We start from the raw sequence: 16,362 nt of genomic DNA on the forward strand, positions 1-16,362 counted from the left end.
ATACGGCCCCGTCTTTGTCAATTCATGACAATGGCGCCTTTAAAATAAGCCATCCGTACGGAGGCAAGCTGATAGAAAGCCGCTCGTCCTTTAACTCGAAAGTCCCGTCGCCCATGGCGATTTCGAGCGGTACCTGCGAGTCCAAAGTGACATCCGCGACGGCCGGATGCCCGCTATTGTTGAAGCCGATGTAAAGCTGCTCGTCTGCATCCGTTCTACGGATGACAAGCTGACGATCCTTGGCATAGATCACATGGAAAGTCCCATCCCGCAACGCCGGATGCTGCCGTCGGTACGAAATAATCGTCCGGTAAAACGCAAGCAGCTCCTGATTTTGCCGGGCTTCGTCCCAAATCATCGGCCGCCTGCAATCGGGGTCTGCCCCGCCCTGCATCCCCACTTCGTCGCCGTAATAAATGCACGGAACGCCGGGGAACGCAAACTGAAACAGCACGGCGAGCTTCGCTTTCCTTGCCTCCTCCGCGACTGTAAGCAGCCGCGGCGTATCGTGGCTTCCGACGATGTTAAAGGCCGCTTCGTTCACCTGCTGCGGATACTGGGCCAGCAGCCGGCTGATCCGGTGGGAAAACTGCTCCGCATCGATCGCATCCTTGGCAAAAAAATCAAGTATGGCTTCTGTAATCGGATAGTTCATGACCGCATCGAACTGATCTCCCTGCAGCCACGGCATCGCGTCGTGCCAAATCTCGCCCAAGATATAAAAGTCCGGCTTGAGCGACTTCAAAGCTTTGCGGAAATGCCTCCAAAACTCGTGATCGACCTCATTGGCCACATCCAGCCTCCAGCCGTCGATATCGCATTCCTTCACCCAATACTCCGCCACGTCCAGCAGGTATTGCCGGACCTCCGGATTCGCCGTATTCAGCTTCGGCATATGCGCCTCGAAAGCGAAGCAGTGATAGGAAGGTCTGGGCTCCGTCTGCACCGGAAACTGCTTGATATGGAACCAATCCCGGTAGCGCGATGCCTTTCCGTGGCGGACCACATCTTGAAAAGGAGCGAACAGCGCGCCGCTATGATTGAATACGGCATCCAGAATGACACGAATTCCGCGCTCGTGGCAGGCCTGGACCAGCTTTTTCAGCAATCCGGTATCCCCGAACTGCGGATCGATTTTCATATAGTCCGTCGTATCGTACTTATGATTCGTCTCCGCCGCAAACAGCGGGGTAAAATAAATCGCGTTAACACCAAGCGAGCTAAGGTGATCCAGTCGGTCCAATACGCCCTGCAAATCGCCGCCGTAAAAATCGTGCGGCCCCGGGTCCGCCTCCTCCCACGAACGAACGCCGGCCGGATCGTTCGACGGATCGCCGTTCGCAAAACGCTCGGGAAATATTTGATAAAACACAGCCTCTTTTACCCACCCCGGCGGCTTTAGAACTTCATCCGTCCACAGAAACGGATAATCGAAGAAGGAAAGCGGGTCCTGTGGCTTTTCCTTTTGAAAGCCTGTCTCCGTGTACCAGACTGTTTCGTCCTCCGCAATCAATGCAAACGCATAGCGCAGTCTACGATGCGGAGGAACAAGCTCCGCCTGCCAATAATCGAACCGTTCATCGCTTGCCAGCTTATGAAGATACTGCTCGCTGGCGGTTTGTTCCCAATCGTACTTGTCGCCGTAGAGCGCTTTTACCGCGCGCAGGTCGTCTTTTTTCGTCCGCAGCCGGATATGGATCGTACGGTCGTCGTAAGCGTAACAATCCGCATTGCCGGACCGGTGGTAAACCGCTTCTAATAACATGGCATACGCCTCCTTTGGAATAAAATTGCGTTATCCTTTATCCGCGCCGGCCGCGATTCCGTGAATTAAGTATTTCTGGAAATACATGTACAGCAGCGTGATCGGCAGCGCCACAAGCACGGCGCCGGCCGCGAATAGCGTAAAGCTGGAATTGGTCTCGTTGGCAACCATCGCATACAGCCCTTGCGCCAGCGTCATTTTGTCCGAAGACCTAAGAACGATTTGCGGTAAAATAAAGTCCATGAACGGCGTGATAAAGCTGTTCAGAGCTACGAACGTAATCGCCGGCAGCGATAAAGGAAATATAATTTTGAAGAACGCGTCGGCATGGCTCGCACCGTCGATAAACGCAGCTTCCTCCAGACTTTTCGGGATCGTATCGAAGTGCCCTTTCATGACCCAGGTGCCCATGGATACCGCCCCGCCGGCATAGATGAGAATCAGCCCCAGATGCGTGTCAAGCAGCTTCGTTTGCAGCAGCAGCACAAAAATCGCCATGACGGATAGAAACCCCGGAAACATTTGCAGGACCAGCAGCATCATCAAACCTTGCTGTCTCCCTTTAAATCGGAATCTGGAAAAAGCATACGCCGTCGCCGCCACTAATGCCGTCGAGACAACTGCGTTCACCAGTGCGATCTTGATCGTATTTTGATACCACAGCACAAAATCGGTCGTATGGAGCAGCTCGATGTAATGCGCGATCGTCGGATGGTCGGGAATCATCTTGCTGACGAGCAAGTTATCACCCGGATTCAGAGACGTGCCTACGATCCACACGATCGGGTAAACCGTCGTGACGAGCAGCACCGCAAATACCAAGTAAATTCCCGTGACGACCAGATTGTTTTTTAATTTGGACATCCAGATCAAATCCTCTTCTTAAACGGACTTCATCCGCTTGTAATTCCATAAGGAAAATGCCGCAATGAGAATGAACATAATGATGGATACGGCCGAGGCCATATTAAACTGGCTTTGATTCAACGTCATCTTGAAGATCCACGAGATCAAAATATCCGTGCTACCAGCGTAATAATAATCCGGATTGTTCGGCTTCCCGTCCGTCAGCAAGTAAATCAGGTTGAAGTTATTGAAGTTAAAGGCAAACTGCATAATAAAGATCGGCGCCGTCGCCATCAGCACGAGGGGCAGCGTAATTTTGACGAACTTTTGCGGTCCCGATGCCCCGTCGACGTCCGCCGCTTCGTATAGATCGCGCGGCAGGGTCGTCAAGATTCCCGACATCAACGCCATCAGGAACGGCGTCGAGAACCACAAATTGACCAGAATGACGGATACTTTCGCCATCGTCGGATCGGAAAGCCAGGGCACGGGAGAGAAGCCGAGCTTCACGATCAGATCGTTCACCGGACCGAACGTCCCGTTCAGCAGCACCCGGAAAACGAGGATCGAGATAAACTGCGGGATCGCCCAAGGCAGGATGAACACCGTTCTCCAAAATTTTTTGAAGCGGACCTGCGGGTGGTTTACCATCATCGCGAGTAACAGTCCGCTGAGAAAGACGGTGAAAGTCGAAGCCGCCGCCCAGATGATGTTCCAAACGGAGATGCCAAAGAACGTAGACCTCCATGCTTCCTGCGCGAACAGATCGTAAAATGTGCGGAAGCCGATCCAATCCACCAGCGCCCGGTCCGGAATATGCGACGGTGCCGAATAGTTGGTAAAGGCGATCAACACGTTAAACACGAGCGGGATAACCGTAACAAACAGGATGAAAAAAGCGGCAGGCAGCAGCAGCAAATAAGGAAAATGCCGGAACTTCGCCTGCTTCACGGACTCGATGAAGCCGAGGACATGGCCGCCTTCGTCCCGAAGCTCCCCGTTCTTCTTCGCATCGTAAATATTCATCGCATAAAACCCCAGGAACAGCAGGATGACGACGAGGGTAATGAGACCGTTGATCAGCAGAAAGATCGAATGGTCACCCTGAACGATTTTTCCCCGGATGATCTGCGTCGGGACATCGCCTAGCGTGATCAGCCCAAGGATGCCTTTCCATGCGATCGAGTAATAGTTCCAGAAAAACAATTGGGCCAAGACGATGAACAGCAAGCCTTTGATATATTGTCTGTTGTAGAGCTGGCCCAAGCCTATGAACACCGCGGAACAAACGGCTGCCGTGACCTGATGCCGCCGGGCGCTTGGTTGTGATTGCATACGTAAAACCGCCTTAGCCGAGTTTTGAGGATGAATCCGTGCGTTACTTCGTCGTTTTCATGGCTGTCTTGATTTGCTCCACTGCGGTAGTCAGAACGGTTGCCGGATCTTGACCGTCGTTCCAGATTGCAGCGAGCGCGGCACCTGCGGGTACCCATACATTGCCCATTTCCGGAATGGACGGCATCGGCGTCGAATATTTCGCCTGCTCCAGAAACGCCGCCGCTTTAGGGTCTTGCGTAATGATGGGGTCGTCCATCAGGTCCTTCCTCGGGGGAAGCTGGGTTGTCATCTTGAATCGCTTGATCAGATTGTCCTTGCTGGTCGCATAGCTTGCGAACAGCTTGGCGGCAGCCGGGTACTTCGTGTACGAATTGACGTACAAGGCCCGAATGCCGGAGAAGCTGACCGGATGCTCGCCGTTCGGCAGCAGAGGCAGCGGCGCTACGCCATAGTCGAAATTCGCCTTCGACAAGCTGGCCATCAGCCAAGAGCCGTTGATGACGGCAGCGGTTTTCCCTTCCTGGAAAAAGCCCGTAATGATGTTGTCGTTGATGTCTCCGGCGTTCAGCGGCAATATTTTTTTGAGCGATTGCAAATATTTTGCCCCTTCAACCGTTTTGGCACTGTTGAGACCGATATCGTTCGGGTCCGTACCATTGCTTCCGAACACATACCCGCCGTAACCGGCGAGGAACGAATACGATTGATACAACTGGCCGACGTCCCACATCAAGGCGAACTTTTTGGCTTTCGGATCGTTGTAGGTTTCGGCGAATTTCACGATGTCGTCGTACGTTTTCGGAGCTTTGTCCATCAAGGACTTGTTGTAAAACAACGCATACGTATCGATTGCCGTCGGAAAGCCGTAAAGCACGTCCTTGTACGTGACTCCGGCCAGCGCCGAGGACATGACCTCGTTTTTCATGCTGTCGCCCGAAACGTCGTTTTGCAGCACGAGCCCGGCCGTCACCGCATTCCCCAATTGATCGTGCGGCGCGGAGAAGACGTCGGCTCCAATGCCCGCGGGACCGTCGGTGGTCAGCTTCTTAACGGTGTCGATCGCGGGAACCGGCTCCACCTTCACTTTTACGCCGTATTCTTTCTCGAAGCTTTCCGCTACCGCTTTCAAATAATCGAGCTCCGGACCTTTCGATTCCCATACGAGCAATTGGGCGCCTTGCTCCGGCTTTAATGGTTCCGTGTTTGCGCTTCCTGAGGCTTCGTTTCCCGGCTCCTGCCCCGCAGGCGTAGGACGGCTCTCTCCGCAAGCGGTTAGCATGGAAGAACTCAGACAAAGGACAAGAACGGCGGAAATGAAACTTCGTTTTGACATGCAGGGTCCCCCTTTAAGCATACTGAATTGTCCGTGAACTGAATCGTTTAAGTACTGAAACGTTTAAGTAACGTTTAATGATATCATAGCTTTTCGCTTCCGCAGGAGTCAATGATAAAAAATGGAAAACGGCTTCGGGGTGCCAGTTGCGGAGGAAGTGAACCTATAGATGTTACAAAGGGGCGGGGTATCCACTTCCGTATGTATCTATATTTTTATAATGACCACTTTCTTGACACTCTGGGCTAGTGCTTTTCTGACACTAGCCCTTATTATCCCCTGCCCTGAGCGCCTGGCCGCAACGGGCGCAATAGCCGGCTCCGCGCGGCGAGACGGTCCCGCAGCCTGCGCAGCGCAGCTCCGCGAGCGCGTCGCTCTCCGCAGAAGCTGCAGCCTGCGCCAAGTCCGGGTTGACCCGCAGCAGCGCGCGGATCTCTTCCCCGGTCCCCTGCCGGATCAATCGGCGCAGCAGCCACAGCCCGCATGCGCCGATCACGAGCTGCAGAAGCAGGCCCAGGGAGCCTGTCCCCGCGACTGCGTCCCACAAGAAATGCAAGCCGATAGCCGCGGCTGCATATAACGTGGCCGCCATGCAGGCGGCGTAGCATCCCCGTTCCGCGGAGCGCCGGTTCCAGCGCCACCAGCCCGCGGCCATGACGGCCGTCCACGTGCCGTGGCCGAAGGGCGACAGCAGCCCGCGAAGCCAGAGCACGGCCAGCAGGCTGTCCGGCGAAGCCAGCCGCGCCCAGCACGACCGCGTCCGTTAGGAAGCGGGTGCGGCGGGCGCGGTACACGATTAGCAAAGCAAGCAGCTTGGCAAGCTCCTCAATGACCGCCACGGCGATGGAGACGGCGATGGAGACGGCGATGCCGTGCGGCCGGGCAGCGCCTGAAGCTCGTGGACAACGGCAGCACGGTGATCGTGATCGAGCATAACCTCGACGTGATCAGTCAAACCGATTGGATCGTCGATTTGGGTCCCGGGGCCGGACAAGATGGCGGGATAGTCATCTTCGAAGGCGTTCCCGAACAGCTTATCGAGCATCCGCATTCGGTCACGGGGCATTATTTGAAGCGGTATCTCCACGGCGATTAAACGACAAAACACCTGCCGAAAAGGGCAGGCGTTGCAATGAATAAAAGCTTATTTTCACAGTTTCTAGCGCAGTGTAAGCGTCCGGCCATTTCCACACAAGGAGTTATCACACAAAAAAGTATGAACTATTTCACGTTTTTGACCGGCTTATCAGCTTTAGGAAAGCGGGTACCTCATGAAACACGCGGTATTTTCCGTATTTATCCATAATCATACGAGTTGGGTTCACCCCCGACGAGGATGCGTTCAGGCCGCTCGCGCTCACGACGCAATGCCGTTCCCACTTTTTTGCTTTGGCGGCAATCAGCCATTCGGGAGCGGTGAAAACGACAGTGACCCTGTCCGGCATGTCCGAGAGCAAGAGAGCATCGATTTCCTTAAAACCCGGTGCCGAGTAGTCCAGAAATAAGATCAGCTCGTTCGTTTCGTTCGCCAACTGCCCGATCTGCCGGACTTGCGCTTGAATTGCCCGTTGCTCCCTCCTTCTCAGGATGGCAAGCGCTCCTATACTTATGGCAAACCACAGTAACGTACATAAAAACAACGGATCGGCCATCGTCAGACCTCTTTTCTTTTCCAACGAATCGTCATGAGCTCAACGGTAAACGACAACGCCATGACCAAAACAAGCGAATGGAGCATGGAGTAAGCATCTGTCGGCTCCCGCTTCAAGCCCGCATCGATCAGCAAAATACCGATCAGAACAAGATTTCTATAAACAGGAAACCGGTTGAGGAAACCGACATTGCCGTAGCAGGCGCAGGTTTCGGCCCCGGTGCTTTTTTTCTTTCTCCAGGTCAACCAAGTAAAGACGGACAGCAGCCCGATCGCCCCGAATTGTTTCCAGCCCTCCGCCAAGCCCGTCGCAAACAAGAAAAACAGCAAAAATTCCGCAATCAACACGGCACAGGCCGCCAAAGACAGCATGGATGCCGGCAGCACCCCATAGGAATAAATTTCCACTTTTAATCCTTCGAAGCTGCGCAGCTTCATGTAAAAGGGCAGGAAAAACAGAACCGCAATCGTTAAATCCAGAACATACGCTATGAAACCCGTCATCTTCGTCGATCACCTCATCAGGTACTAGACGTTTTAGTTAGGAGGTTTGATGCCCGTCCTTCTGCAATCGGATCGTCAGCGGATACCATGCCGCTTCTTCGCCGTCGGCAAAGCATTTGATGTGGACGATTCCCGGCTCCGTCAGCACCAGCGTAAATGCAAAATCTTTATCGACACCCGGAATTTGATCGTCCGCTCTGTAATTTCTGAGGACGGTCATCGCCGTTTTGCCAAGCTGCTCTCCACGGTGATTATTGAACTCAAAATGCGTATCTATCGATTTTCCCTGCGGCAAATCAAAGATTTTGAGCAAAATGTACAAATCCAAGGCATACGGCAGAACGGGAATCGTCTGATGGTTTAGTACGGTACCTAACTGATGCCCCTTCGCCTGTTCGTTATGGGTAATCCGGTCGCATACGATTAATTGAGCTTGCAAGGAAGTTCCCCCGTTCTTGAAAGAGTAAAAAGAGAAGAGGGGTGATCCCCCCTCCTCTAATCGGTTTAGTAGCAGCAGCCTATTCTTGGCTGTTGGCACGAGTACGTAGATCCGTCTTCGCATCCGACGATCTTATTAGCGCCCATCGTTTTCGGATAACTCGAACCGCCAGAAGTGCAATCGCTGAGGTAGCAGAACGTTTCATTTTTCAAAACAACATCACATTTCGGTTTGTCGCAAGCCATGGTTTTCACCTCCTTTCATTGCAATGTGAAGCTCTATCTTAAGGTGTAAAAACCGGGATGCCTCTATCAAGCCAATGCATGGCGGGCGTAGTCCTTCACAAGTTGTTCGTACTCGTCCGCGTTGTAAATGACTCCTTTAGCGGCCACTTTTCCCAAGTCGTCGACGAGGATAGCGAAGGGCAGATACGTCACCGCAAAATACGCCTCCATGTCGCTTTGGTCCAGCGAACAAACCGGGAATGTCCATCCGAAATAATCGACCATGCTTCGATGATCGTCCTCGTCACCCGTGGAGAAGAGCCGGAAAGAAAAGGTCGGATGCCTCCGCGTCATCGCTTCGATATGCGGAAGCAGATCGATGCAATGAGAGCAGTAGGTGGAGACGAACAGCAGCACCATACCCGTCGATTTGCCCGGCTCCGCCGGCATTCCGATATTGCTGATATGGGGCGGCAGGTCCGACAGCATGGAGCCGATCGGCGGGCCGCTGTCGGCTGATCCGCCCGGCTTACGGTTGAACGACATCGTTACTCCCTCTTTTCGCCTAAATTAGTCGTACCATTGCTTTTGCTGATGCCACATCTCGTGATAAAGTCCTTGCTTGCGAAGCAGCTCGTCGTGCGTTCCGACCTCGGCTATGCGCCCGCCCTCCATCACGAAGATGCGGTCGGCTCTCCGCGCGATCCCGACCCGATGGGATACCATAAGCACGGTTTTACCACGGCAGTGCTCAAGCATTTCATTCATCAGCCGCACTTCGCTGACCGGATCGAGCGCGGAGGTCGGTTCGTCGAATACGACCAGCTCGTGATCCTCCGAGACGAACACTCTCGACAAAGCGAGCCTCTGCCACTGTCCGCCGGACAAGTTGACCGCGTTATCCTCCATCGTTCCCAGCTTCGTATCCAGTCCTTGCTTGAACGTCTTGGACAGCCCGACCTTCGCGAGCACCGAAAGCAGCTTGTCCGTATTGTGCGCCTCGGCAATATTGCCGACGGCGATGTTATCCCGCACATCCGTCATATACCGGATGTAATCCTGGAAGACGGCGCTCGTTTTGCGCCACATTCCGATCCGGTCCAGCTGCCGGACGCTCACGCCGTCGTACAAGATGGCGTCGGTGTCGCTCCGGTAAAGGCCCAGCAGCAGCTTGATCAGCGTCGATTTTCCCGAACCGTTCTCGCCCAGAATGGCGATCATTTCGCCTTTGCGAATCTCCGCGTTGATGTCGATCAGCGCCGGCTCGTCCCGATTCGGATAACGAAACGTAAGGTTACGGATCCGAAGCTCGTCCTGAAAGCGGAATGGGCGGGGCTCGACCTGCTCTGGTAGGCGGGCGGCGGCATGCACATCGCTTTCGATCTTGTTCAGCCTCTCGATATGAGCCGCATTTTCCGTCAGCCTTGAAACCGAAGCGAACATCATCGTAATATTGCTTTCCGTCATCGTTAGCGCCATCGTGACGGCCACGTAATCTCCAATCGTCAGCGAGCCTTTATAAATGAGCAGCGCGGTGATGACGATGACGAAGCCCGAGCTGATGATGGACAGCAGCTCGCCGGAAGCTTGTCTTTTCAGATTTAAGGTTTCAAGCTGCATGGACAAAGCGTTGGCCTCGTCCTTCTTGCGCAGCCATTTCTGCCGGAAATAGGGCACCAATTGAAACAGCGTCATTTCCTTCTGCGTCTGGGAGCCCGTCAATACATCGAAATAATAATGGTACCCCCGGGATTGCCTCATCATCTCCTCGTTGATCGCCACTCTTCGCCGGACGGCGCGGAGATCGTAGATGCCCTTCAACGTACCGACAAGCAGCGCCAGCAGGCCGATGTACAGGTGATAATACAGCAGATAACCCAGACTTACAGCCGCGATCAAGCCCTGCTTGACGAGTCCGGTCACGGTGGAATACGATTCCAGATATTTACCGTTAATAAAGGACCAATAAGAGAAATCGCCTGTAAACTGGGGATGCTCCTTGTCCAACAGCTCCGTCCTCGCAACGAGATCGACCAATTCGTTCTCGCAATGAACGGCAAACGCCATATGCATCCGTCTGTTTTTAAGCTGGGAAAACGTTTCCAGCAGCAGCCGCACAAGCTGAAACGAGAGAAGAAGCGCAATGCTTCCCATAAGCAGGTACAGATTGTTCGCGGACAGCTGGTCTACGATCCGCTTGCTTAAGTAAATGCCGATATTCGACTGCAAGGCCACCATGAAGTAAACAAACAACGACAGCAACACGACGGGTTTATTGAACCGGTATACTTTGCAAAAGGCTTGACCGGCGCATCTCATGGTGTTTGTGAACGACTTCATACTTGTGCCAGGCTGCGCTCATACACGCGGATCAACGGAGCCGCCAACTGCACGAGCTTCTCGCAGTCGTTGAAGATGCCGGCGCCAACCGCTTGTCCAAGCTTATTCAAAATGAGGGCGTAAGGAACGGCGCCCACCTTCAGTTGGCTTTGCAGCTTAACGGTATCGCACAGGTAGAACGGCATGTCCAAATCATAGATCTCACGCTGCTGCTCCATCGCTTCCACGCTTCCTTCAAATAACACACAGGAGCGGAATGCCCCGAACCGTTCCGCGAACTCTTGAACAGGTCCCATGCTGCAAGCCGAGCAGGAAGCGCTCATTAGGAACACGACGGAACCATGCTCCGTCTCCCGAAGCCATTGGAAGGAGACGGGCTCCGACTTGGCGAACAAAGTCAGCCTTTCGGGAAAGTACGTTCCCAACTTGTATTCCTCGGTATATTGCTTTAAAAATCGTCTGTGATCATCGGGCGGGCGTTCAGGCTGCACTACAACTCCTCCAATGCTGTGAACTCGAGTGAGCGGTTGTTCGTCTCGCCTCTGGTAATATTGTATAATTTAGAATGAATCCCTCACAATGGAATACCATTACTTTATTTGGTAATTTCATGACTTGGAATTCAATGATTCGACATTGTAGAAAAATAAAAAACCCATCGCAAAGGATGGGTTTGACCGCTTACCAGCCGCGCTCCTGCATCCGCTCGGCGGCTTGCAGCTTGGCAATTTCGATCCCTTTCATCGGAGTCCCCAAGTTTTTGGACACCTGCGCAATCAAGGAATAGTCCGTGTAATGTGTGGCTGCAGCCACAATCGCTGCGGCGAACTTTTCCGGCGCGTCGGATTTAAAGATGCCCGACCCGACGAAAACGCCGTCCGCACCCAAATGCATCATAAGCGCCGCATCCGCCGGGGTCGCGACACCGCCCGCCGCGAAATTGACGACCGGCAGACGGCCGTTCTCGTGAACGTGCAGCAGCAGCTCGTATGGCGAGCCCAGAGCTTTAGCTTCGGCCATCAGTTCGTCCTTGCTCATGCTCTGCACCTTGCGCATTTGGCCGATCATCATCCGCATATGCCGCACGGCCTCCACGATGTTCCCTGTGCCCGGCTCGCCCTTCGTGCGGATCATTGAAGCGCCTTCGCCGATCCGCCTCAGCGCCTCGCCCAAGTCGCGCGCTCCGCAGACGAAAGGCACGGTAAACGCCCGTTTGTCGATATGGAACAGCTCGTCGGCCGGCGTCAGCACTTCGCTTTCGTCGATATAGTCGGCCCCGAGCGACTCTAGCACCCGGGCTTCCACATAGTGGCCGATGCGGGCTTTAGCCATCACCGGAATCGTCACGGCCTTCATCACTTCCTCGACGACTGTCGGATCGGCCATCCGTGCTACCCCACCGGCTGCGCGGATATCCGCCGGCACCCGCTCCAGCGCCATAACCGCCGTTGCGCCTGCGGCTTCTGCAATTTTCGCCTGCTCCGCGTTCATCACGTCCATGATGACGCCGCCCTTTTGCATCTCGGCCATTCCTCTTTTTACGCGTGTGGAGCCTGTCTCCATCTCGATTCCCCCTATGTTCTAGTCTCCGATTGTCCGGTAAACCTGTCCCTTGCCGGAAGCGAACCGCGTATGCTCCCTCTCTGAACAACGCCTTTCTATCGCATCCAGCAGCGTGTACAAAATCGTTTTCGACGCGTTCACGAGCTCCGTCTGGTCCGCCATCTCCTCCGGCTTCTGCACGTAGGGACCCTGCACCAAATCGTCCTTGCCATGCTTCAGCATCCGGCCGATTCCCGCTTCGTCCATCTCCAAATGAAACTGCAGGCCGACGACATAGTCTTCGTAAACGAATGCCTGATTCGGACAGCCCTTGCTGCTGGCGGTGCGCATCGCCCGATCCGGCAGCTCAAACGTATCCCCGTGCCAATGAAACGGCACAAACCGGTCGGGAAAGCCCCGGAATGCCCGGCTTTGTTTCGCCGCTTCGGTCAGCTCGACCGGGAACCAGCCGATTTCCCGGTAGTAGTTCTGACGGACCTTGCCTCCGATCGCCTCCGCAATCAATTGGGCTCCCAGGCAGATGCCGAGCAGCGGTTTCTTCTGCCGGATCGCAGCGGCGATCCATGCCTTCTCCGCGCTGAGCCATGGATACAAGCGCTCGTCGTACACGCCCATCGGACCGCCTAATACGACGGCCAGATCGAAATCGCCAAGCGCGGGGAAAGCAGTCTGCTCGAATACCTTCGTTCCCGTTACCGTATGGCCCTTCTCCCGGGCCCACGCTTCAATGAGGCCAAGTGTTTCAAACGGCACGTGCTGAATGTAATGAAGCTTCACGGAACATTCACCTACCCTTCCTTTTTCCTATCGTTTACTATATAATGATCGTCAAAATCTATGATTGTACGATACCAAATTCGAATGACATCCCGGAGGAATGCCCCTTGGAACTCAGACAATTGGAATATTTCATGGCCGTATGCCAGGAGCTGCATTTTACGCGGGCGGCCGACAAGCTCGGCATCGCCCAGCCGTCGCTCAGCCAGCAAATCCGCACGCTTGAGCACGAAATCGGTTCGCCTTTGTTCGATCGCGTCGGCAAGAAAACGATCATTACCGAGGCGGGGAAAATTTTGCTCAGCCACAGCTACAGCGTGTTCCACGAGCTGTCGCAAGCCCGCGCCGCCATCAGCGAGCTGCAGGGCTTAAAGCGCGGATCGCTGACCATCGGAGCGCTGCTGACGGTCGTCAATTATTTGCTGCCCCCGACCGTCATCTCGTTTCACGAGCGGTATCCGAACGTCAAGCTGTCCGTCCAGGGCCTCCGCACCGGCGATATTTACAGCGGGCTGCTGCACAACGAATTGGATCTCGGCATCGTCTTCATGCCGATGGAGCATGAGGAGCTGGAGACGATACCGCTATGCAAGCAGGAGCTCGCCCTGGCGGCACCGCTTGATCATCCCATCGCGCAAAAGCTCTCCGTGACGCTTGAGGCGCTGCGGGACACCCCTAGCATTTTGCTGCCGGGCAACTATCATCTGAGGCAGCTTCTGGAAGAGCGGTGCCGGGCGTTCGACTTCGCCCCGCAGCCGGTGCTGGAGATGACGACGATGGAATCGATTATCAATATGGTCGCTCAAGGCGTCGGCGTAACCGTGCTGCCGAAAGCTTACCTCGACTATATCGCCGATCCGCGAATCCGCATCGTACCGATCGCGAATCCTGCGATCACGACGCAGATCGGTGTCGTCTACCGGAAAAATAAATATTTGTGCGCGGCAAGCCGGGTCTTTATGGAGCAGCTTATCTCTACGGTCAAAACCCAAAGCCCCGGGTAACGGCATCCTTTCCCGCAACGGTAAACCATCAAACTCCTTGGCGCCCGTCCGCGGAAACTACTTGTCCGTAGCTTGGGAAAGGACATCCGCAAGCCGTTTCACCGCTTCGTCGATTTCATCGTGGGCCACGTACAAATTCGGCATAAACCGGATCACGTATGGCCCTCCCGGCAGCACCAGCAAACCCATACGCTGCAGCTCGCGGATGAACGGCTCGACCGGCCGATCCAACTCGATGCCGATCAGCAGCCCGAGCCCGCGGACCATCTTCACCTGCGGGGTATGCTGCAGCTCCGCGGCCAGCCGCCGCAGCGCGTAGCGCCCGGCCGCTGCCGCCCGCTCCGGCAGCCGCTCCTCCAGCATCGTCCGCAGCGTGGCGATGCCCGCCGCCATGGCAAGCGGCGATCCGCCGAACGTGGAGGCGTGGCTGCCCGGCGTGAAAGCTTCGCGCAGCTTGAGTTTCCCCAGCATCGCTCCGACGGGCAAGCCGCTCGCCAGCCCTTTGGCCAGCGTCACGATATCGGGCTCGATGCCGTAGTGCTCGTAGGCAAACAGTTTGCCGGTACGCCCCATCCCCGTCTGCACCTCGTCGACGATCAACAGCAATTCCCGCTCTTGGCACAACTGGGCCAGCTCGCGAACAAACACCGGATCGGCGGGATGCACACCGCTTTCGCCCTGCACGAGCTCCAGCATGACCGCTGCGGTCCGCTCGTTGATGCACGCCTCCACCGACTCGATATCGTTATACCGTGCATAGGCAAACCCTTCGGGGAGCGGATAGAAGCCGTCCTTCACCTTATCCTGTCCGGTCGCCGTCAGCGTGGCTAGCGTACGGCCGTGAAACGACTTCTCGAACGTCACGATCTCGTACCGTTCCCTACCCTGCACCCGCTGGGCATAGCGCCGGGCCAGCTTGATGGCCGCTTCGTTTGCCTCCGCACCGCTATTGCAGAAGAACGCGAGGTCCGCGCAGCTATGATCCGCCAGCAGCTTCGCCAGCGTCTCCTGCTGGGGACTTTGAAACAGGTTGCTTACATGCCACAAACGCCCCAGTTGCTCCTCCACGTTCCGTTTGACTTGTGGGGGAACATGCCCTAAGTTGCATACGGCAAGTCCCGACATAAAATCCAAATACACGTTCCCCCGATCATCCCACAGCCGCGAGCCTTCGCCGCGGACGAAGGTCAGAGGATGCCGCGCATAGGTCGGAAACAGCGCGCTTTCCCTCGTTTCAAGCGACGCTAACTCCATGGCAATCCCTTCTTTCTTCAATCGATGTCGTCATAGAGCGGAAAAGCCGCCGTCAATTCCTTCACCTTTCGGCGCGCCTGCTCGCGGACTCCGGCATGGTCCGGGTGCTTGAGCACCGTACCGATTAAGCCCGCGAGCTCGGCCATTTCCGACGGCCCCATACCCCGCGTCGTGACCGCCGGTGTCCCGATACGGATGCCGCTGGTGACCATAGGACTGGCCGTGTCGAAAGGAATCGCATTTTTGTTCACCGTAATGCCGACGCTGTCGAGCAGCTCCTGCGCATCGATGCCGGTCATCTTGATGCTGCGCAGATCGAGCAGCAGCAGGTGATTGTCCGTTCCGCCGGTCAACACGTTCAATTCTTGCGCAAGCAGGCCGTCGGCCAGCGCTTTCGCGTTCGTCAGTACGCGCGCGGTATACTCGGCGAAGTCCGGCTGCGCCGCCTCGCCCAACGCCACCGCTTTGGCGGCGATGATATGCATCAGCGGCCCCCCTTGCGTCGCCGGGAAGACCGCCTTGTCGATCTGGGACGCCCACGATTTGCGGCACAAAATGATGCCCCCGCGCGGACCGCGCAGCGTTTTGTGCGTTGTCGTCGTGACGAAGTGCGCATGCGGCACGGGACTCGGGTGCAATCCTGCGGCAACAGGACCGGCGATATGCGCCATATCCGCCAGAAACAAAGCTCCGACCTCGGCGGCGATTTGCGCCAGCCGTTCGAAATCAATGATCCGCGGATAAGCGCTTGCGCCGACGACCAGCATCCGCGGCCTGTGCTTGAACGCCAGGCTCCGCACTTGGTCGTAATCGAGCCGGTGCGTCTTCTCGTTCACGCCATAAGGAATGAACCGGTACATCTGACCGGAGGCGTTCACCGGACTACCGTGCGTAAGATGGCCGCCGTGCGCCAGGTTCATCCCGAGAATCGTATCGCCGGGGCGGACGGCTGCCAGGTAAACCGCCATATTGGCCTGCGCGCCGGAATGCGGCTGTACATTGGCGTGCTCCGCTCCGAACAGCTCCATTGCCCGCCGGATGGCGAGCGATTCGGCCATGTCCACATACTCGCAGCCGCCATAATACCGTTTGCCGGGATATCCTTCGGCGTATTTGTTGGTCAACACCGTCCCCATCGCCTTCAAGACGGCCGGGCTGACGAAGTTCTCGGAAGCGATCAGCTCGATATGGTCCCGCTGCCGGGCGAACTCCTTTCGGATCGCTTCCGCCACCTCGGGGTCTTGATTTTGCAAATGCCGCATCGCTTGCCCCCCCTTTCGATTCCATCGTTCGGTCTCCGAATGACGGTTAACGATTTTCATTA

Annotated in this window: 16 protein-coding genes and 1 pseudogene; 2 read left to right on the forward strand and 15 right to left on the reverse strand. The window is 55.6% G+C overall.

What is annotated here, in order from left to right:
* Positions 1–22 precede the first annotated feature (22 nt).
* The 5 genes from NI000_RS03830 to NI000_RS03850 all read right to left on the reverse strand — a co-directional run bounded on the left by NI000_RS03830 (position 23) and on the right by NI000_RS03850 (position 6,021).
* Complete coding sequence (locus NI000_RS03830) at positions 23–1,765, reverse strand: alpha-glycosidase (RefSeq protein ID WP_253407882.1); 1,743 nt, start codon at positions 1,763–1,765, stop codon at positions 23–25.
* Between the two features lie 30 nt (positions 1,766–1,795).
* Entirely contained in the window at positions 1,796–2,629 is an 834-nt protein-coding gene (locus tag NI000_RS03835) for a sugar ABC transporter permease (RefSeq protein ID WP_253407883.1), read from the reverse strand.
* 18 nt (positions 2,630–2,647) lie between these two features.
* Positions 2,648–3,946, reverse strand: a complete 1,299-nt coding sequence (locus NI000_RS03840; RefSeq protein WP_253407884.1) for a sugar ABC transporter permease — start codon at positions 3,944–3,946, stop codon at positions 2,648–2,650.
* A 43-nt stretch (positions 3,947–3,989) separates the two neighbouring features.
* A complete protein-coding gene (locus NI000_RS03845; protein WP_253407886.1) occupies positions 3,990–5,282 on the reverse strand; it encodes a sugar ABC transporter substrate-binding protein in 1,293 nt (430 codons plus the stop codon).
* A 262-nt stretch (positions 5,283–5,544) separates the two neighbouring features.
* The gene (locus NI000_RS03850; RefSeq protein WP_309247870.1) at positions 5,545–6,021 is read right to left on the reverse strand and encodes a PrsW family glutamic-type intramembrane protease; all 477 of its coding nucleotides are present in this window, start codon (positions 6,019–6,021) and stop codon (positions 5,545–5,547) included.
* A 153-nt stretch (positions 6,022–6,174) separates the two neighbouring features.
* On the opposite strand from NI000_RS03850, the pseudogene NI000_RS03855 reads away from it, so the two are divergent.
* Positions 6,175–6,378: pseudogene (locus tag NI000_RS03855) on the forward strand (excinuclease ABC subunit A); the annotation flags it as partial.
* A 130-nt stretch (positions 6,379–6,508) separates the two neighbouring features.
* On the opposite strand, the gene NI000_RS03860 reads toward NI000_RS03855, so the two are convergent.
* From NI000_RS03860 to NI000_RS03895, 8 genes are all read right to left on the reverse strand, one after another.
* On the reverse strand, positions 6,509–6,934 hold the full coding sequence (locus NI000_RS03860; protein ID WP_253407890.1) for a hypothetical protein: 426 nt from the start codon (positions 6,932–6,934) through the stop codon (positions 6,509–6,511).
* A 2-nt stretch (positions 6,935–6,936) separates the two neighbouring features.
* A complete protein-coding gene (locus NI000_RS03865) occupies positions 6,937–7,437 on the reverse strand; it encodes a MauE/DoxX family redox-associated membrane protein (protein ID WP_253407892.1) in 501 nt (166 codons plus the stop codon).
* A 37-nt stretch (positions 7,438–7,474) separates the two neighbouring features.
* Entirely contained in the window at positions 7,475–7,876 is a 402-nt protein-coding gene (locus tag NI000_RS03870) for a hypothetical protein (RefSeq protein WP_253407894.1), read from the reverse strand.
* Between the two features lie 311 nt (positions 7,877–8,187).
* Entirely contained in the window at positions 8,188–8,646 is a 459-nt protein-coding gene (locus NI000_RS03875; protein WP_253407896.1) for a TlpA family protein disulfide reductase, read from the reverse strand.
* Positions 8,647–8,670: 24 nt separating this feature from the next.
* Positions 8,671–10,419, reverse strand: a complete 1,749-nt coding sequence (locus tag NI000_RS03880) for an ATP-binding cassette domain-containing protein (protein ID WP_253407898.1) — start codon at positions 10,417–10,419, stop codon at positions 8,671–8,673.
* A 17-nt stretch (positions 10,420–10,436) separates the two neighbouring features.
* A complete protein-coding gene (locus NI000_RS03885; protein ID WP_253407900.1) occupies positions 10,437–10,931 on the reverse strand; it encodes a hypothetical protein in 495 nt (164 codons plus the stop codon).
* Between the two features lie 190 nt (positions 10,932–11,121).
* Positions 11,122–12,003, reverse strand: coding sequence for a pyridoxal 5'-phosphate synthase lyase subunit PdxS (pdxS, locus tag NI000_RS03890; protein WP_253407902.1), 882 nt, complete (start codon positions 12,001–12,003; stop codon positions 11,122–11,124).
* A gap of 18 nt (positions 12,004–12,021) precedes the next feature.
* Positions 12,022–12,780 (reverse strand): type 1 glutamine amidotransferase, encoded by a 759-nt coding sequence (locus NI000_RS03895; protein ID WP_253407904.1) that lies wholly within the window; start codon positions 12,778–12,780, stop codon positions 12,022–12,024.
* Positions 12,781–12,887: 107 nt separating this feature from the next.
* On the opposite strand from NI000_RS03895, the gene NI000_RS03900 reads away from it, so the two are divergent.
* Positions 12,888–13,784: a LysR family transcriptional regulator gene (locus NI000_RS03900; RefSeq protein ID WP_253407905.1), complete on the forward strand. Its 897-nt coding sequence runs from the start codon at positions 12,888–12,890 to the stop codon at positions 13,782–13,784.
* Between the two features lie 57 nt (positions 13,785–13,841).
* On the opposite strand, the gene NI000_RS03905 is transcribed toward NI000_RS03900, so the two are convergent.
* The gene (locus tag NI000_RS03905) at positions 13,842–15,038 is read right to left on the reverse strand and encodes an acetylornithine transaminase (protein WP_253407906.1); all 1,197 of its coding nucleotides are present in this window, start codon (positions 15,036–15,038) and stop codon (positions 13,842–13,844) included.
* 17 nt (positions 15,039–15,055) lie between these two features.
* Positions 15,056–16,300 (reverse strand): serine hydroxymethyltransferase, encoded by a 1,245-nt coding sequence (locus NI000_RS03910; protein WP_253407907.1) that lies wholly within the window; start codon positions 16,298–16,300, stop codon positions 15,056–15,058.
* Between the last annotated feature and the right edge of the window lie 62 nt (positions 16,301–16,362).

This window comes from Paenibacillus tyrphae, from assembly GCF_024158745.1.
Classification (GTDB): Bacteria; Bacillota; Bacilli; order Paenibacillales; family NBRC-103111; genus Paenibacillus_G; species Paenibacillus_G tyrfis_A.